This is a genomic window from Dietzia maris (genome assembly GCF_036287335.1).
Lineage (GTDB): Bacteria > Actinomycetota > Actinomycetes > Mycobacteriales > Mycobacteriaceae > Dietzia > Dietzia cinnamea.
The window spans coordinates 2,626,403-2,643,117 of the sequence record NZ_CP143053.1 but is presented as its reverse complement, the minus strand read 5'-3'; the positions used below and the strand labels follow the sequence as shown (position 1 = coordinate 2,643,117).

At 71.4% G+C, this 16,715-nt stretch carries 17 protein-coding genes and 4 tRNA genes; 13 read left to right on the top strand and 8 right to left on the bottom strand.

Going from position 1 to position 16,715, the window contains the following annotated elements:
• Positions 1–6: 6 nt before the first annotated feature.
• Positions 7–501, bottom strand: a complete 495-nt coding sequence (locus VYL96_RS12200) for a YajQ family cyclic di-GMP-binding protein (protein WP_007630882.1) — start codon at positions 499–501, stop codon at positions 7–9.
• A gap of 136 nt (positions 502–637) precedes the next feature.
• Here VYL96_RS12200 and VYL96_RS12195 point away from each other — a divergent pair.
• The 6 genes from VYL96_RS12195 to VYL96_RS12170 all read left to right on the top strand — a co-directional run bounded on the left by VYL96_RS12195 (position 638) and on the right by VYL96_RS12170 (position 6,184).
• Positions 638–720, top strand: a tRNA-Tyr gene (locus tag VYL96_RS12195).
• A gap of 194 nt (positions 721–914) precedes the next feature.
• Positions 915–1,919, top strand: coding sequence for a polyprenyl synthetase family protein (locus VYL96_RS12190; RefSeq protein ID WP_243699765.1), 1,005 nt, complete (start codon positions 915–917; stop codon positions 1,917–1,919).
• A complete protein-coding gene (locus tag VYL96_RS12185) occupies positions 1,916–2,827 on the top strand; it encodes a phytoene/squalene synthase family protein (protein ID WP_131886242.1) in 912 nt (303 codons plus the stop codon). Before VYL96_RS12190 ends, VYL96_RS12185 begins: the two co-directional genes overlap by 4 nt.
• Positions 2,824–4,512: a phytoene desaturase family protein gene (gene crtI / locus VYL96_RS12180; RefSeq protein ID WP_131886243.1), complete on the top strand. Its 1,689-nt coding sequence runs from the start codon at positions 2,824–2,826 to the stop codon at positions 4,510–4,512. The genes VYL96_RS12185 and crtI overlap by 4 nt, the downstream gene beginning before the upstream one ends.
• Complete coding sequence (locus VYL96_RS12175) at positions 4,509–4,853, top strand: lycopene cyclase domain-containing protein (protein ID WP_131886244.1); 345 nt, start codon at positions 4,509–4,511, stop codon at positions 4,851–4,853. Before crtI ends, VYL96_RS12175 begins: the two co-directional genes overlap by 4 nt.
• The gene (locus VYL96_RS12170; protein WP_131886245.1) at positions 4,850–6,184 is read left to right on the top strand and encodes a C(50) beta-cyclic carotenoids biosynthesis protein LbtBC; all 1,335 of its coding nucleotides are present in this window, start codon (positions 4,850–4,852) and stop codon (positions 6,182–6,184) included. Before VYL96_RS12175 ends, VYL96_RS12170 begins: the two co-directional genes overlap by 4 nt.
• 99 nt (positions 6,185–6,283) lie before the next feature.
• Here the strand turns inward: VYL96_RS12170 and VYL96_RS12165 are convergent, their stop codons facing one another.
• Entirely contained in the window at positions 6,284–7,006 is a 723-nt protein-coding gene (locus tag VYL96_RS12165; RefSeq protein WP_131886246.1) for a glycosyltransferase family 2 protein, read from the bottom strand.
• 187 nt (positions 7,007–7,193) lie between these two features.
• On the opposite strand from VYL96_RS12165, the gene VYL96_RS12160 reads away from it, so the two are divergent.
• A tRNA-Thr gene (locus VYL96_RS12160) sits at positions 7,194–7,266 on the top strand.
• 42 nt (positions 7,267–7,308) lie between these two features.
• A tRNA-Met gene (locus VYL96_RS12155) sits at positions 7,309–7,382 on the top strand.
• A gap of 104 nt (positions 7,383–7,486) precedes the next feature.
• Here the strand turns inward: VYL96_RS12155 and VYL96_RS12150 are convergent.
• The 6 genes from VYL96_RS12150 to VYL96_RS12125 all read right to left on the bottom strand — a co-directional run bounded on the left by VYL96_RS12150 (position 7,487) and on the right by VYL96_RS12125 (position 14,047).
• Positions 7,487–9,412, bottom strand: coding sequence for a heavy metal translocating P-type ATPase (locus VYL96_RS12150; protein ID WP_081470562.1), 1,926 nt, complete (start codon positions 9,410–9,412; stop codon positions 7,487–7,489).
• A gap of 43 nt (positions 9,413–9,455) precedes the next feature.
• The gene (locus VYL96_RS12145) at positions 9,456–9,692 is read right to left on the bottom strand and encodes a heavy-metal-associated domain-containing protein (RefSeq protein WP_007631771.1); all 237 of its coding nucleotides are present in this window, start codon (positions 9,690–9,692) and stop codon (positions 9,456–9,458) included.
• Positions 9,693–9,815: 123 nt separating this feature from the next.
• Positions 9,816–10,556, bottom strand: a complete 741-nt coding sequence (locus tag VYL96_RS12140; RefSeq protein WP_131886247.1) for a Crp/Fnr family transcriptional regulator — start codon at positions 10,554–10,556, stop codon at positions 9,816–9,818.
• Positions 10,557–10,584: 28 nt separating this feature from the next.
• On the bottom strand, positions 10,585–10,848 hold the full coding sequence (locus VYL96_RS12135; RefSeq protein WP_007631774.1) for a hypothetical protein: 264 nt from the start codon (positions 10,846–10,848) through the stop codon (positions 10,585–10,587).
• Position 10,849: 1 nt separating this feature from the next.
• Positions 10,850–12,370, bottom strand: a complete 1,521-nt coding sequence (locus VYL96_RS12130) for a molybdopterin-dependent oxidoreductase (RefSeq protein WP_007631776.1) — start codon at positions 12,368–12,370, stop codon at positions 10,850–10,852.
• Positions 12,371–12,376: 6 nt separating this feature from the next.
• Entirely contained in the window at positions 12,377–14,047 is a 1,671-nt protein-coding gene (locus VYL96_RS12125) for an acetolactate synthase (protein ID WP_063971930.1), read from the bottom strand.
• A gap of 142 nt (positions 14,048–14,189) precedes the next feature.
• On the opposite strand from VYL96_RS12125, the gene hadA reads away from it, so the two are divergent.
• The 5 genes from hadA (at position 14,190) to nusG (ending at position 16,694) form a co-directional block, all read left to right on the top strand.
• On the top strand, positions 14,190–14,585 hold the full coding sequence (gene hadA, locus VYL96_RS12120; protein WP_063971823.1) for a (3R)-hydroxyacyl-ACP dehydratase subunit HadA: 396 nt from the start codon (positions 14,190–14,192) through the stop codon (positions 14,583–14,585).
• On the top strand, positions 14,582–15,055 hold the full coding sequence (locus VYL96_RS12115; protein WP_131886248.1) for a MaoC/PaaZ C-terminal domain-containing protein: 474 nt from the start codon (positions 14,582–14,584) through the stop codon (positions 15,053–15,055). Before hadA ends, VYL96_RS12115 begins: the two co-directional genes overlap by 4 nt.
• 172 nt (positions 15,056–15,227) lie before the next feature.
• Positions 15,228–15,300, top strand: a tRNA-Trp gene (locus VYL96_RS12110).
• Between the two features lie 37 nt (positions 15,301–15,337).
• The gene (gene secE, locus VYL96_RS12105; RefSeq protein WP_109148710.1) at positions 15,338–15,676 is read left to right on the top strand and encodes a preprotein translocase subunit SecE; all 339 of its coding nucleotides are present in this window, start codon (positions 15,338–15,340) and stop codon (positions 15,674–15,676) included.
• A gap of 64 nt (positions 15,677–15,740) precedes the next feature.
• Positions 15,741–16,694, top strand: a complete 954-nt coding sequence (nusG, locus tag VYL96_RS12100; RefSeq protein WP_131886249.1) for a transcription termination/antitermination protein NusG — start codon at positions 15,741–15,743, stop codon at positions 16,692–16,694.
• The last annotated feature ends 21 nt before the right edge of the window (positions 16,695–16,715 follow it).

The window sequence follows — 16,715 nt, the reverse complement described above, 5'->3', positions numbered from 1 at the left end:
GGCCGATCAGCGGTAGTTGGTGAACTGCAGCGCCACGTCGAAGTCGGCGCCCTTGAGCAGCGCGATGCACTCCTGCAGGTCGTCGCGCTTCTTGGACGACACGCGGATCTCCTCGCCCTGGATCTGCGCCTTGACGCCCTTCGGCCCCTCGTCGCGCAGGAGCTTGGTGATCTTCTTGGCGTTCTCCTTGTCGATGCCCTGCTTGAGCGACCCGACCAGGCGGTAGCCCTTGCCCGACGCCATCGGCTCGCCCACCTCGAGGGCCTTCATGCTCAACCCGCGGCGCACCAGCTTCTCGATGAACACGTCCTTGGCGGCCAGGACCCGGTCCTCGGAGTTCGCGGTGATCTCGACGGCGTCCTCGCCCTTCCACTCGATGGCGGCGTCGGTGCCGCGGAAGTCGTAGCGGGTGCCCAGCTCCTTGGCGGCCTGGTTGAGGGCGTTGTCGACCTCCTGGCGGTCGAACTCCGAGACGATGTCGAACGAGGACTCCGAGGCCATGGGCGCACTCCTGACGTAGGGGGTGGTGAACCGACCAGGCCAGGCTACCCGCCCCGTCGGACCACCCCTGACCACCCCGATTTGGCACCCGGGGGCGTGTGCGTTGTATCGTGTCGTAGCGCCCTTGAGGGTGCACGCCAGATTGCCCGAGCGGCCAAAGGGAGCGGATTGTAAATCCGTCGGCTTATGCCTACGTTGGTTCGAATCCATCATCTGGCACGCGAGACCCTGCCACAAGCGGGGGTCTTCGTGCATTTCGGGGCACGTCGCGCGCACATCCGTGAAAATGTGGGCACGCGCGGCTCCGGTGACACGTCCCCGACCCGTCACGCCGCATCTCGTCGAGCAGAATCGAGGTGAGACGTATCCACGACGGCCCCGGCTCCGAACAACCCGACATGACACTCGTTTCGATGACCGCCGCCCATCGGATCACCGCCCGCGCGCTGCCGCCCGGACTGGGGCGGGGGGTGGACGACTGGCTCGGCGACCTGGGACGGACCACGCGCGCCGGCAAGGGCATGCGGTCCACCCTGTTCGACGTCGTGTACACCACCACCGGCGGGTGCGACGAGGCCGTGCGCGCCGCCGCGGGCCGGGCCCTCGAGCTGCTGCACGAGGCGTTCCTCGTCCACGACGACCTCGCCGACGGGGACGACCACCGCCGCGGCCAGCCGAACCTGCAGGGCCGCACCACGGCGCGGGCCGCCGAGCGCGGACTGCCCGCCGAGTCGGCCGCGCACCTGGGAATGGTCGGCGGGCTGCTCGGCGGGGACCTGCTGCTCGTGGCGGCGATGTCCGAGTTCGCGCGCCTGCCCGTCCCCGCGCCGACGCTGCACCGTGTGCTGGACGAGGTGCACCGGGCGGTCGTCGCGTCGGTGGCGGGGGAGTACGCCGACGTCCACGGCGCGTCGGAGGACGCCCCCGCCGGGTGCGAGCGGGCGCTGGCGATCGGCACGGCCAAGACCGCCGCCTACTCGGTGTGCCTGCCGCTCGTGCTGGGCGCGGTCCTCGCCGGCGCGCCCCGGGAGATCGTCGACCCGCTGCGGGAGACCGGCCGCCACCTCGGCACCGCGTACCAGGTGGTCGACGACGTGCTGGGCGTGTTCGGCGACCCGGCCGTGACGGGCAAGTCCAACTCCGGCGACCTCGTCCGCCGCGCGCCGACCGTGCTGCTCGCGTACGCGCGAACGACCGGGGCGTGGCCGCGGATCGACGCCGCGCTCAACCGGTCCGACCCCGACCCGGACACCGCGCGCGAGCTGCTGCGCGAATGCGGCGCGCGGGAGTACGCCCTGGGGATCGCGGAGGACCTCGTCACCGCCGCCCGCGCCGCCCTGGACTCGCCGGCCGTACCGCCGGCCGTCCGCGAGGCGCTCGAATCGCACCTGGCCACCGCCCTGGAGAGGACCCGATGACCCAGCAGAGCCCGCACGCGGAGTTCACCGAGGCGGCACGCCGCTGCAGCGAGGTGATCCTGCGCCGGTACTCGACGTCGTTCGCGCTGGCGTGCCGTCTGCTCGCGCCCGCGACCCGCCCGCACGTCGCGGCGATCTACGCGTGGGCGCGTGTGGGTGACGAGGTGGTCGACGGCGCGATGGACGACCCGGTCGCCGCGCGGGAGCTCATCGCGGAGGCGCGGCGCCGCACGCACCGCGCGATCGACCGGGGCCTGGACCCGGATCCGGTGACGCACGCGTTCGCCGACACCGCGCGTCGGTTCGGGATCGACGCACGCCTGGTGGACCCGTTCTACGACTCGATGGAGGCCGACCTAGAGGTCACCGAGCACACCGAGGAGTCGCTGCGCCGGTACATCCACGGGTCGGCGGAGGTGATCGGGGAGATGTGCCTGCGGACGTTCGCCGGAGGGGGACTGGGTGACGACGACGAGATGGCCGCGGGAGCGCGCGCACTCGGTGCGGCGTTCCAGAAGGTGAACTTCCTCCGGGACATCCGGGAGGACTCGCTGGAACTCGGTCGCAACTACCTGCCGGGTCGGGACCCGCGGGCCCTGACGGAGGAGGACGTGCGCGAGCTGGCCGACGACGTGGACGCGGACCTGCGCGTCGCGCGGGCGGCGATCGACCGGATCCCGGGCCGCGACCGCCTGGCGGTGGCGGCAGCGCACGACCTGTTCGCCGAGCTCAACGACCGCATCCGCGCGGCGGGCGCGGCGGGCGTGAGCGCGGGCCGGGTGCGGGTGCCCGATCCGGTGAAGCTCGTGGTGTTCGGGCGGGCCGCCGCGGGCCGCGGCCGGGCGGCTGCCGGCCGTGGCGGCGCCGCGCACGGCGGCCCGGTCGGCGACGGGGCGGTGGCGCGATGAGCCCCCGGCACGCCCCGGACGGGCCCGTCGTGGTGGTGGGCGGCGGCATCGCCGGCCTGGCCACCGCCGCGTTGCTCGCCCGCGAGGGCCGCGACGTCACCCTGGTCGAGGCCACCGATCAGGTCGGTGGCCGCGCGGGCAGCTGGTCGGCCGGCGGGTTCCGCTTCGACACCGGGCCCTCCTGGTACCTCATGCCGGAGGTGTTCGACCACTTCTTCCGACTGTGCGGCACCTCCGCCGACGAGCAGCTGGACCTGGTGCGCCTGGACCCCGGGTACCGCGTGTACTTCGAGAACCGCCCCGAGTCGGTCGACATCCGCTCGGATCGCGCGGCCTCGACCGCCTTGTTCGAGTCGCTCGAGGCCGGCGCCGGACGGGTGCTGGGGAAGTACCTCGACTCGGCGCGCACGACGTACGACCTGGCGCTCAAGCGGTTCCTCTACACCAACTTCACGTCGTACCCGGCGCTCGTGCGCCCGGACGTCGTGGCCCGGGCCGGCAGCCTGGTGGCGAGGCTCGTGCAGCCGCTGCATTCGTACGTGTCGCGGCGCTTCTCCGACCGGCGCATCCAGCAGATCCTCGGCTATCCGGCAGTGTTCCTGGGCTCCTCGCCGTACCTGGCGCCGTCGATCTACCACCTCATGAGCCACCTCGACCTCACGGACGGCGTCCTCTACCCGCGGGGCGGGTTCACCGAGGTGATCGCCGCCGTGCGCAGGGTGGCCGAGGAGCAGGGGGTGCGCATCCACACGGGCACCGAGGCGATCGAACTGGTCACCACATCCGCCGGCGCCGCCGGGCGTGGGGGCGGCCGGGCGCGCCCCCGTGTGCAGGGGCTGAGGGTGCGCGACCGGGAAGGGGCGGAGCGGACGCTGCCGGCCGGCCTCGTCGTCGGCGCCGCCGACCTCCACCACCTCGAGACCCGGTGGCTCCCGGAGGACCTCCGCACGTACCCGCAGAAATACTGGGACGCCAAGACGCCCGGGCCGGGCGCGCTGCTCATCCTGCTCGGCGTGCGCGGCGAACTGCCGCAGCTCGCACACCACACCTTGCTGTTCACCGACCGCTGGGAGGAGGGGTTCGACGCGATCTTCGGCGACGACCCGCACATCCCCGACCCGGCGTCGCTCTACGTCTGTCGACCCAGTGCCACCGACACCGACCCGGCAGCCGGGATCGCGCCGGAGGGCCATGAGAACCTCTTCGTCCTGGTCCCCATCCCCGCCGACCCGTCCCTCGGCCACGGCGGGGTGGACGGGGCCGGTGACGCGGTGATCGAGGCCGCCGCCGACCGCGCGATCGCCCAGATCGCCGAGTGGACGGGCGCCGACGACCTCGCCGAGCGGGTCGTCGTGCGGCGCACCATCGCGCCCGCCGACCTCGAGGCCGACCTCGGCGCCTGGCGCGGCACGGCGCTGGGGCCCGCGCACACGCTCGCGCAGAGCGCGTTCTTCCGTACCCGCAACCTGAGCAAGCACGTGGACGGCCTGTTCTACGCGGGGGCCTCGACGATCCCCGGAATCGGCCTGCCGATGTGCCTCATCAGCGCCGAGCTCGTGCTCAAGCACGTCCGCGGGGACACGAGCACGGCGCCCGTGGCCGAGCCCGGCGGGGGCACGGTGTTCGATCGGGCCGCCGCCGGCGGGGGCGCGGCGTCGGGCGGGGGCACGGTGTTCGAGCGGTGATCGGGTTGGCGTACCTGGCGGTCCAGGCCATCTCGTTCGCGGGCATCCTCGTCATCGACCACCGCTGGAAGCTCGCGGCGTTCCGCGCCCCGGCGGCCACCGCGCTCGCCGTGACCGCGTCGGTGGCGCTGCTGCTGACGTGGGACGTACTCGGCGTGCGCAGCGGCGTGTTCTTTCGCGGGCAGACCGACTTCATGACCGGGCTGCTCGTGGCGCCGGAGATCCCGCTCGAGGAGGTCGTGTTCCTGGCGTTCCTGTCGCACCTGGCGCTCGTGTGCGCGACGGGTGTGGTGACGGCGGTCGAGCACGTCTCGGCGCGGCGCGCGGGGGAGCGCCAGTGAACATCTACTCGACCATCAACTTCACCATGGCCATCCCCGTGGTCGCGGCGGCGCTCATCGCCCTGTGGCGCCTGCGCGGCGACGACCGGCGGCGCTGGCTCATCGGGGTCGGCGGCTCGCTCGTGGTGCTGCTCGTCCTCACGGCGATCTTCGACAACATCATGATCGCCGCCGGGCTCGTGGCCTATGACGACGCCCTCACCAGCGGCATCCGCCTCGGCGTGGCGCCGATCGAGGACTTCTCCTACGCGATCGCCGCGGCCGTGTTCGTGCCGTCGGTGTGGTTCACGCTCACCGCCCGGCCTCGCGCGCTGGCGGCGGGCCGGGCCGCCCCGAGCTCCGCGGCCGCCGCCGTCGGGGGCTCGCCAGCGGCCGCTCCCGGGGGTGGCGCCGTGGTGGGTGACGCGCCGGGACGAGGCGGCGACGACGACGAGGTCCGCAGCCCCGGCCGGCCCGCGCCGCCCGGACTGCTCACCACCCTCTTCTGGTCGTCCCGCCCGGTGTCGTGGGTGAACACCGCCGCCCCGTTCGCGCTAGCGTACTTCCTTGCGACGGGTGGGTTCGACCTGCTGGGCGTGATCGGGACGGTCTTCTTCCTGGTGCCGTACAACCTCGCGATGTACGGGATCAACGACGTCTTCGACTACGAGTCCGACCTGCGCAACCCCCGCAAGGGCGGCGTCGAGGGCGCGGTGCTCGACCGCTCCCTGCACACGCCCACTCTCGTGGCGTCCGCGGTGACGACGGTGCCGTTCCTGGTCTACCTCGCGGTGGTCGGGACGCTGGAGTCGTCGCTGTGGCTGGCGGCGAGTGCCTTCGCGGTGATCGCCTACAGCGCCAAGGGGCTGCGGTTCAAGGAGATCCCGTTCCTCGATTCGGTGACGTCGGCGTTCCACTTCGTGTCCCCGGCAATCGTCGGCTGGACCATCGCCGGGGCCGAGCTCAGCGGCGGCGTGTGGGCGTGCCTCATTGCGTTCATGCTGTGGGGCGCGGCCTCGCAGGCGTTCGGGGCGGTACAGGACGTGCGCTTCGACCGCGAGGCGGGCCTGAAGTCGGTCGCCACCGTGCTCGGCGCGCGGGCCGCGGTGTGGTTCGCGCTGGCATGCTACGCGGCCGCCGTGTTGGTGCTGCTGATAGCGGCGCCGTGGCCGGCCTCGGGGGCGGCGTTCGCGATCCTGCCGTACCTCGCCACGGTGGCCGCCTACGGGCGGGTCACCGACGCCACGGCCGAGGCGACCAACGAGGGCTGGAAGCGCTTCCTGGTGCTCAACATGCTCGCGGGCTTCTGCGTGACGCAGTTGATCCTCTGGTCGGTGCTCGTCTGGGCGTGAGCCGGGCGGGCAGTCCGGCAGCGCGTGTGCTGGCGGAGTGCTCGAGCCGTTGGAGCCGCCCGCCCCCGCCCGCCCCGCTGTGGCCGGCGCCGCGCCGGATCAACGCTGGACGCGCTCCAGCCACCGCTGCGACGGCGGGCTCGTGCGCCAGTTCCGGAAGATCGTGCGGAACGCCCGCGAGAAGCGACGGCGCATCGCGGCGGGGTCGTCGAACGGCCTGGCCGAGATGCCCACGGCGAGCGAACGGTCCACCCACAGCCGGTCGCGGGCGCCGAACTGGAACGACAGGTCGATGTCATCGTGCAGTTCCGGATCGGTGCGGTCGACCCCGTCGCGGACCCGCTCCCACGCGCTGCGGCGCATCGCCAGGTTCGAGCCGAACAACACCGGGTGGGCCATCGCGGAGCCGACGGACAGGAAGAACGCGTCCATGTAGAGCAGCTTCGCCGCCCGGGCACGCCACCCGATGAGCCCGATGAACTCGCCCGGCCCCGAGACCGCCACGAGCTCGGTATCGGCGGCGAACGCGGACTCGATCCGTGCCAGCCAGTCGGGGCCGGGGCGGGAGTCCGCGTCGAGTCGGGCGATGACGTCGCCCGTCGCCGCGTCGTAGCCGGCGGCGGCCGCTGCGGGGATGCCGCGCACGGGCTCGTCGACCACGCGGGCACCGGCGGCCCGCGCCACCGCGACGCTGTCGTCCGAGCAGCCGTTGTCCACCACCACGACCTCGTCGGGGGCCCGTGTCTGCGCGGCGAGCGCGGCCAGGCAGCCCTCGAGCTCGCGGGCGTCGTCGAGAACGGGGATGACCACGGAGATGCGCACCCGCCCATCCTGCCAGCGGCCGTGCCGGGCCACCCTGCAGCGGTCCCGTGGCCGTGCCGTGGCCGTGTCCAAACGGACTGCGGATCGGGCCCCCGACCGGCCGATTTGTGCCGCGTTCGACGGTGTGTGTAATCTGCTAAAGGCTTCAGCGCCGAGCGGTTGGGAGATCAACCGCAGAGCGTAGCCCGCCCCCTTAGCTCAGTCGGCAGAGCGTTTCCATGGTAAGGAAAAGGTCGTCGGTTCGATTCCGACAGGGGGCTCGCACTGTGCGGGGCGGCTCGATCGCCCGACTGGCAGGGCATGCCGGTGTAGCTCAGCTGGTTAGAGCGCACGACTCATAATCGTGAGGTCGGGGGATCGAGTCCCCCCACCGGTACTCTCAACACGAAGGCCGCCCGCGTACTGCGGGCGGCCTTCGTCGTATGCCTCACCTCTCCGGGGCCCGGTCTCGAGCTCGCGAGGTGGTCACACGCTGCCGCATCACGCCCTGACCGTCGCCTGATCCCCGATTCCGAGGTCGAGGCTCTTTCCCCGTCGCGGCGTCCCCGCCCCGCCCTTCGCGAGGGTGGGTCGCAGGAGCAGCATGGCGATCGCGATCACCGCCAGTACCGACACCTCGTGGACCAGCATGCCGACCGACATGGTCACCCCACCCAGGAACAGCCCCGCCAGCAGGGCGGCCACGGTCATGAGCGCGATAGCGATGTTGACCCGCATTGTCCGGACGGTGCGCTTGGCGAGTCCCAGCGCATACGGCAGGCGGGGGAGGCGGTCGGCCATCAGCGCGATGTCGGCGGTCTCGATCGCGGCGGGCGATCCGGCGGCCCCCATCGCCACGCCGATGTCGGCCAGTGCCAGCGCCGGGGTGTCGTTGACCCCGTCGCCGACCATGGCCACGGTGTGACCGCGGGATTGCAGCTCCCTCACGATCTCGACCTTGTCCTCCGGCATCAGCTCGGCGCGGATCTCGTCGACCCCGAGTTCGGTGCCGACGTTGCGGGCGACCCGCTCGGCGTCCCCGGTCGCCATGACCACGCGGATCCCGGCGTCGTGCAGGGCGCGGATCGCAGCCGGGGCATCGTCCCGGATGGTGTCGGCCACCGCGACGATGCCGACGGCCCGGCCGTCGACCCCGACGAACATCGCGGTCCTGCCCTGTTCGTTGAGCTCGAGGATCCGTGCGTTGTCAGGTCGGTGGTCGAGCAGATCCGCGGAGCCCACCGAGACCACACGGCCGTCCACCTCGGCGCGGATGCCCTTGCCGGCGACGGGCGCGGCAGCCTCGACCAGGTCGACCTCCAGTCCGGCCCCGCGGGCGCCCGAGATGATCGCCTCTGCGAGCGGGTGCTCGGACGCGGTCTCTGCGCGGGCAGCCAGCAGGAGGACCTGTTCACGGGAGTAGTCGTCGTCAAGTATGTCGACGTCGGTCAGCACCGGTCGGCCGTTGGTGAGGGTGCCGGTCTTGTCGACGACGACGGCGTCGACCCTCGCTGAACTCTCGAGGTACTCGCCGCCCTTGATGAGGACGCCGTCCTTGGCGGAGCGGCCGATGCCGGCCACGATCGAGACGGGGATCGAGATCACCAGGGCGCCGGGGCAGCCGATCACCAGCAGGGTCAGCGCCAACTCGATGTTGTCCATGGTGGCGACCAGCGGCCAGGGGAGCAGACCCACGATCAGCGCCGCGAGCATCACCGCCGGGGTGTACCAGCGGGAGAATCTCTCCATGAACGTCTGGGTGCGGGCCTTGTCGTCCTGGGCGTCTTCGACGCGGTGGACGATCCGGGCCAGAGTGGTGTCCGCCCCGATGCCGATGGCCTCGACCCGCAGGACTCCCGAGCGTAGCCAGGTTCCGGCGAATACCTCGGCACCCTCGGACTTCTCCGCCGGGACGGACTCGCCGGTGATGGTGGCCTCGTCCACTCCGCCGTTGCCGGAGATGACGCGGCCGTCGACGGGGACCTGCTCGCCGTTGCGCACCACCACGATGTCGCCGGGTTCGAGTTCCCACACCTCGACGGTCTCCGGTTCCCCGTCACGCAGGACGGTGGCGGTCTCGGGCGCGGAGTCGACCAGGTCGGACAGCGCCCGCCGGGTGCGGTTGAGGGTCGCCCGCTCCAGCGCCTTGCCGAGAGCGAACAGGAAGGTGACCGCCGCCGACTCCCAGTAGTTGTCGATGAACATCGCGCCGACGGCCGCGACCACGACGAGCAGGTCGATCGAGATCATCCGGACGCGCAGTGCCTGGACCGCCGAGACGGCGATCCGGTAGCCGGCCACGACGGCGGCGGCGATCATCAGCCCGTCCGCGACCGTCTCGGCCGAGGTCAATCGACCGACCAGCCACGACGCGATGATGAGCAGACCCGAGGCCGCGACCACGCCCCATGTCCCCCGTGACTTCAACATTGCCTGTTCTCCTCTTCTGACGTGCGGCCGGTGGTGGGTGTCAGAACGCCGACGGCTTGACCGCGTAACCGACCTCGGCGACTGCTGCGACCAGATCCCGCACGGAGACGACTCCCGGGTCGTAGTCGACCAGTACCCGTCCGGAGGCGAACTTGACCTCGGCGGACTCGACGCCGTCCAGGCCGTTCAGTTTGTTCTCGATCTTCGCGATACACGACGGGCACGAGAACTCGTCCGAGCGGAGGACGATGCTCTTGATCTGTTCGCGGACACTCATGGTGATCCCTCTCCTTCGAGGCTGTGGTTCTTGCACGTTCCCTACGTGCACCACTGACGTTAGAAGGAGGGGGAGCGGACTTCCTTGACCCCGGTCAATCAACGAAAAACTCGAGGTGAGCGGCTAGTTGCCGTCGATCACACGATCGAGTGCGGTGCGGTCGAGGATCGACACCCATTCGCGGCCGGAGTCGATGATGCCCGCCTTCTTGAGGCGAGCCATCACGCGAGAGGCGGACTCGACCGTCGTGCCGGCGAGTCCCGCGATGTCGTCGCGTCGCAGTCGGACCTGGAGCAGGCTCGAGCCGTCGCTTTGTCTACTGCCGAGTTTGTCGTCGAGGTACCGCAGCACCGAACCGACCCGCTGTTCCACCGGTCGGGTGGCGTGCCGGATCTCCCGCTCGCGCGCCTGCTCGAGGCGCTCCTGCTGCTGCAGCAGCACCGCCAGCGCGAAACGGGGGTGGTTCCCGACGACCTCCGCCAGGGCCTCGGCGGGGAGGAACAGCGCACAGGTGGTCTCCATCGCCCAGGCCGAATCCATCGCGACGGCGGTCTCGGTGCGCAGCGGGCCCACGGGATCGCCCGGGGCGGCGATGTCGACCGTGATCTCGTTCCCCTCGACGGTGTCACGGGTGACCCGTACGCGCCCCGAGACCACCAGGTATGAGCCGTGGACCTCATCCCCGGCGATGATCAGCGGATCGCCCTCCGCCCAGGACCAGGCGGACAAGTGTCTGTCCAGGGCACGGTGTTCGGCCGGGGTCAGACTGCCGGTAAGCGGGGACTCGGCCAGGACCTGCAGCCGGGTCTCCTCCGAGCAGGAGTGGGGATGGGCGCAGTTGCGCCGGACCGGGTTGCGGGCCATGACCGGGTCTCTTCTCGTGGCGGTCGGTTCAGTCCGGCGAATGGAGCCGGGAGGAGACGACGCGGAAATCGCCCGCCCGAGCGAGGGCGCGGTCGATGATCTCCGGGTCGGGGCGGACGGTGTCGACGTGTTTGACCACGAGCTGCGCGTGCTGGCCCGCGGTGATCTCGAAGGTGGCCTGGCCGAGGCCGTGGTCGGCGAAGATGTCGTACAGCGTCTGCAGCGCCTTCTTGACGTCCTTGTCGGTCCGGACCCCGCTGACCTCGAAGCGGCACGACACGATCTCGGGCACGTCAGATCCTTCCGTTGAACGCCTGGAGTGCGGAGTCCTCGCGGGTTCCGCCCCGGCCGTCACCGTAGTCGGCGTAGTCGCCGATCCACCGGATGGAGCGGACCCACTTGACGTGTTTGTATCCGTGGTTGGACTCCGCCCGCAGGCGTGCCGGGGCGCCGAGGTGGGTCTCCACGGGGTGCCCGTTGCGCTCAAAGGCCAGGATCGTGTCGTCCTCGTAGACGGTCTCGAGGTCCAGGACCGCGTAGAACGGCTCCCTCGGCCGGTTGTCGTACATCTTCTGCGCCAATCCGTAGGAGTCGATCAGCACGTAGTTCGCACCCTCGGGCCTGGGGCCGAGCAGCTCGAGCAGGTCGCGCAGACGCACCCCGGTCCAGCGGGATGTGGCGGACCAGCCCTGCATGCAGGTGTGCACGGCCACGTAGGAGGTGCGCGGGAGCTCCGCGAGATCGTCGAGGCTCAGGGTTCTCGTCGCGCCCGAGAGGTCGTCGCCGATGGTCACGGTGTAACCCGACCAGTCGTCCTCCCGGGCCGCCACCCACTCGGGTGACTCGTCCGCGGTGGGCGGTAGGCCGTTGGTCCAGTGGAATTCCGAGATGTCCTCGTCGGTGTAGGTCGTCTGTCGGCTCATCCGCGGCCGCAACCGGTTGAGGAATATCCGCCGCCCGATCTCGCTGACTCCGGCGGTGAACCGCTGCGCCCGGGCCCGGTCGGCCAGTGACCAGTAGCTCAGCGCGATCCAGAACGCCACCACCGCGACGATGGTCGCGATGGTGATGGTGAAGGCCTGCGCGGCGCGTGAGGTGTCGGTGGTGCCGAACACCATGTGCACCAGGTTGTGTTCGGCGTGCACGAGGAATACCAGGCCGACGTGCATGACGATGAACGCCGTGATCAGGACCATCAACAGGAAGTGCAGCGATCGGGCTCCCTGGTGTCCGCCCCAGAGCTTGACGTACCCGGGGAACCGCGAGCGGACCGCCGGCGCCATGGCCACGCCGGTGAGGATGAGCAGCGGGGCGAGGAGGAAGACGACGGCGGTGTAGGCGAGCATCTGGGCGGCGTCGTACGGGTCGAAGTGCTCGATCGCGGGAGCCCGGAGCCCGATATACATCCGGATCGACTCCCAGGCCTGCGGGAAGACGTCCCACGAGGTGGGGATGATCCGACGCCACAGCCCGGTCGCGAACAGCAACACCACGTAGATCAGACCGTTGAGTACCCACAGCATCACTGAGATCCCGTGCCAGTGCCGTCCGAGCCCGATGTTCTCCCGGCCCGGTAACCCGATGAGCGGGGACAGCGACTTCTCGTCCATCAGGGACGTGTAGACGCCCTCCTCCTTCGGCAGCCTGCGGCGAGTGAAGCGCAACCACTCGGTTCCGGGCTTGCAGTCGTTGCGCCACCACAGCCGCGGCATCGAGGACAGGATCTCCCAGCCCGAGCGCAGCAACATGCCGATCAGGATGAAGTTGATCAGGTGCGAGGCTCGCAGCCACAGGGGGAAGTCGGGATTGATCACGTCCTGTCACACTCCAAAGGTCGAGCGCGGGTACATGGCCTCCACGTCCGTCACCACGTTCACCAGATACGGCACGTCGCTGGCGAACGCGCGATCCAGGGCCGGACCGATCTGCGCGGGATCCGTCACCATCTCGCCGGCACCGCCCAGCGCGCGCACCACCTCGTCGTACCGGGTACGCGGAGCGAGGTCGGCGATCACGTCGTAGCCGTACAGCATCTGCATGGGCCCCTTCTCCAGCCCCCATGCCCCGTTGTTGCCCATGATCATCACCACGGGCAGCCGGTGCCGCACGAGCGTGTCCACGTCGATGAGCGAGAACCCGGCGGCGCCGTCGCCGAGCAGCAGCACCACCTGGCTCGAGGGGCGGGCTATCCGGGCCGCGATCGCCGCCCCCAGGCCCGCGCCGAGGCAGCCGAACGGGCCGGGGTCGAGCCAGTTACCGGGCCGGGCGGGATCGATGAACCTGCCGGCGTAGGAGACGAAGTCACCGCCGTCGCCGACCACCACCGCGTCCTCCGCCAACCGCGGCAGCAGTTCGCCGTAGATCCGCGCGGGGTGGATCGGGTCGGCGGCCGCGGAGAACAACTCGAGGTCCGCGGTGTGGGCGGCGTCGGCCTTCTCCCGCAGCGCTGTCGCCCACCCGCCCCAGTCCGGACGCCGCGCGCCGGTCCGGACCTTCCGCTCGACGGAGCTGACCAGCGCGTCCAGCACGAGTTCCAGGTCCCCCGCGGTCGCGACGGCGGGCGAGGCGTGATGGCTGAGCTGACCGGGGGAGTCGGCGATGTGGACGACGGTCGCGGGCGTGGCGCCCTCCTTGCCGCCGAACACGCCGTAGCTCAGCCGGAAGTCCAGGGGCGTACCCACGACGATCACCACGTCGGCCACGCCGAACGCCATGCCGCGGGCCTTGCCCACGAGCAGCCGGTGGCCGGCGGGCACGATGCCGCGGCCCATCCCGTTGGGGATCACCGGCAGCCCGAGCGTCTCCACGCAGCGCAGCGCCGCGTCCTCGGCGCCGTCCGCCCACACGTCCGAACCTAGCACTAGCACCGGCCGCTCCGCGCCCAGCAGCAGGTCGGCGATGCGGTCGACCGCGTCGGTGTCGGGGAGGCGGTCGGTACCCGGGGAGTGGTCCGGCCCGGGTCGCACGGAGGTGCACCGGTCGAAGAAGTGGTCCATGTGCACGTCGAGGAACGCGGGCCCGCGGTGCGCGGTGCGGGCGGCGGTGAACGCGCGGTGCGTGGCGGCGGCGATGTCGGCGGTGTCGCGCGCGGTCTCGGCGGACACGGTCACCGGCGCGACGACGGGCACGTGGTCGAACTCCTGGAGGCTGCCCGTGCCCCAGCGCCCGGCCGGGGCGCGTCCGCCGATCACCACCATCGGCGCGCCGGAGAAGGACGCCTGGGCCATCGCGGACACCCCGTTGGTGACGCCCGGCCCGGCGGTGAGCACGGCCAGCCCGGGGGAGCGGGTGAGCTTGCCGGTGGCCTCGGCGGCGAACGCGGCGGTCTGCTCGTGCCGCACGTCCAGCAGTGCGATGCCGTGGTCCTCCTTCTCCGCGGCGTCGTACATGGGGAACACGTGCGCGCCGGACAGGGTGAACATGGTCCGTACCCCGTGGGCGGCCGCGACCGCCGTGGCATGGGACCCGCCGTGGCCCTCCACCGGCGTCACCGCGCCGGGCGCCCGTCCGGACCGCTCGCTCGACTCGTCATGGCTCACGCCGCACCTCCTGCTGGACTGCCCTCACCGTAGGAGGCCCCACCCGCTCGCATGGGCGGTTCCGCGCACACGCCCTCGGGTAGCGTCAGGGGCTGTGAGCACAGACAACGCTGATGACCTCGTCGTCGTCGCCGATCCCGTCACCGTGACCGACGCGGTGGTGTCACGGTTCGCCGAGGCCGTCGGCGCGCCCGCCGGTCAGGTCCCCGCGACGCTGGCCGCCGCCCTGACCGCCCCGGTCCAACGCGCGGTGATGGAGCACCCCGCGCTGCGCATCGACCTCGCGCGGACCCTCCACACCGCCCAGTCGAGCGAGCACCACCGGCCGATCCGGGTGGGTGACGTCCTCACCGCCACCGCGACGGTCACCGGCGTGCGGTCGGCGCGTGGCGGGCGCATGATCGGCTTCGACACGGTGCTGCGCGACGCCGATGGCGAGCCCGTCCAGACCCTGACCAGCGCGTTGCTCACCGCGGAGGTGGAGGCGTGACCGGGCCGGAGGAGACGACCGGGCCGGAGGGCACGACCGGGGCGACGGGGGCGACGACGACGAGTCCCGCGGCCGGCGACGCCCTGCCCCCGCGGACAGTGCCGGTCCGGCGGGAGGACCTGCGTCGCTACGCCGAGGCGTCGGGGGACCACAACCCCATCCACCTCGACGACGGGGCCGCCCGCGCGCTCGGTCTGCCCGGTGTGGTGGCGCACGGGATGCTGACGTCGGCCCTGGCGATCGGGGTCGTCGCCGAGTGGGCCGGGGGCGCCGACCGCGTCCTGGCCACCTCGTTCCGGTTCGCCGCGCCCGTGGTGGTGCCGGCCGACGCCCCCGCGCTCCTGGAGGTGGCGGGGACGGTGAAGAAGGTCGCCGAGGACGGCTCGAGCGCCGACGTCGCGCTGGTCGTCACCAGCGGCGGGGCCAAGGTGTTCGGCAAGGCGATCGTCACAGTCGCGCTCGGGGACTGAGAGGTCCGGGGGAGCCGATTTCGGGGCGCCGGGGCGGCTGTCGTACACTGAGATGCCCGACCGAACGTGGTCGCGACCCGAGCTGCCCCCGGGCAGTCGCCGACACTGTAGAGTCGAGGCGACCGTGCGGTCCGCTACGCGGGACGGTACGGGTGGTCGGGAAACCGGCCGAAGGGGCGTAGCTCAACTGGCAGAGCAGCGGTCTCCAAAACCGCAGGTTGCAGGTTCAAGTCCTGTCGCCCCTGCACTTCCCCGCAAGCCAGACGACCCGGAGGTAGCCGCGTGAGCCAGGATCGCGACGACGACGTCGACACCCGCGGCGCTCGCGACTCCGAGGCCGCCGCCGTTCCCACGGGTAAGGCCGGTCGTGGTGACACGGCCGTGGCGGGCCGGGTCCGCACGGACGCGGACAAGCCGGAGGACACGCGGACCGCCCGCGCGAATCCCTTCCAGTACCTCAAGCAGGTCGTCGAGGAGCTGCGCAAGGTCATCTGGCCCACGCGCAACCAGATGGTCACCTACACCATCGTGGTGTTCCTGTTCCTCATCTTCATGACCGCGCTCGTCTCGGGCGTCGACTTCGGCGCGGGCAAGCTCGTCGAGCTCGTCTTCGACCGCTAGAGACCTGCCGCTGAAGGTCCGGGGTGAGATCCGGACCGCCGACTTCGAGAGGACCGCATTTTCCGTGAGCGACATCGATCAGAGCCCCGGGGCCGAGGACGCCGAGCAGGCCGCCGCCGAGCAGGCCGCGAGCGAGGCCGACGCGGTGCCCGGTGACACGACCGCGGATCCCGCCGAGTCCGTCGACGCCGGGCCCACCGATCCCGAGGCCGAGGACGAGACCGTCGCGGCCGGCGCCGAGCTCGACCAGGACGCCGCCACCGACGCCGAGCCCACCGAGCTCGACGAGGACGTCGAGGGCGACATCGTCGAGGAGGGTGACGAGGACGTCGCCGAGGCCGAGCTAGACGAGTCGGCCCTGCAGAGCGACGATGCCCCGGCCGAGGAGGCTCCGGCCGCGCCCGCGATCGACCCGGTCATCGCGTTCAAGCGCCAGCTGCGCAAGCTGCCCGGCGACTGGTTCGTCATCCACTCGTACGCCGGGTACGAGAACAAGGTGAAGGCCAACCTCGAGACCCGCGCCGTCACCCTCGGCGCCGAGGACAAGATCTTCCAGGTCGAGGTCCCGGTGGAGGAGTACACCGAGGTCAAGAACGGTCAGAAGAAGACCGCCAACCGCAAGGTCCTGCCCGGCTATGTGCTGGTGCGCATGGAGCTCGACGACGAGTCGTGGGGCGTCGTGCGCAACACCCCGGGTGTCACCGGCTTCGTCAGCGCGACCGGTGGCCAGGGCGGCAGCCCCACCCCGCTCTCCCTGAGCGACGTGGCCAAGTTCCTGGCGCCCAAGCCGGAGAAGAAGGGCGCCGCCGACGGCGACGCCGGGCTGGTTCCGCAGAACGTCGAGGTCGAGTTCGAGGTGGGCGAGTCGGTCACCGTCATGGACGGCCCGTTCGCCACCCTGCCGGCGTCGATCTCCGAGGTCGACCCGGCCGCCCAGAAGCTCAAGGTGCTCGTGTCGATCTTCGGCCGCGAGACCCCGGTCGAGCTCGGCTTCAACCAGGTCGAGAAGATCGACTGACCCGCAGCGACCTCCGGCGAC

Bases quoted from the DNA above. Each gene is read 5' to 3' on its own strand.
- VYL96_RS12200 (WP_007630882.1), bottom strand. From the start codon at position 501: ATGGCCTCGGAGTCCTCGTTCGACATCGTCTCGGAGTTCGACCGCCAG.
- VYL96_RS12190 (WP_243699765.1), top strand. From the start codon at position 915: ATGACCGCCGCCCATCGGATCACCGCCCGCGCGCTGCCGCCCGGACTG.
- VYL96_RS12185 (WP_131886242.1), top strand. From the start codon at position 1,916: ATGACCCAGCAGAGCCCGCACGCGGAGTTCACCGAGGCGGCACGCCGC.
- crtI (WP_131886243.1), top strand. From the start codon at position 2,824: ATGAGCCCCCGGCACGCCCCGGACGGGCCCGTCGTGGTGGTGGGCGGC.
- VYL96_RS12145 (WP_007631771.1), bottom strand. From the start codon at position 9,692: ATGAGTGTCCGCGAACAGATCAAGAGCATCGTCCTCCGCTCGGACGAG.
- VYL96_RS12140 (WP_131886247.1), bottom strand. From the start codon at position 10,556: ATGGCCCGCAACCCGGTCCGGCGCAACTGCGCCCATCCCCACTCCTGC.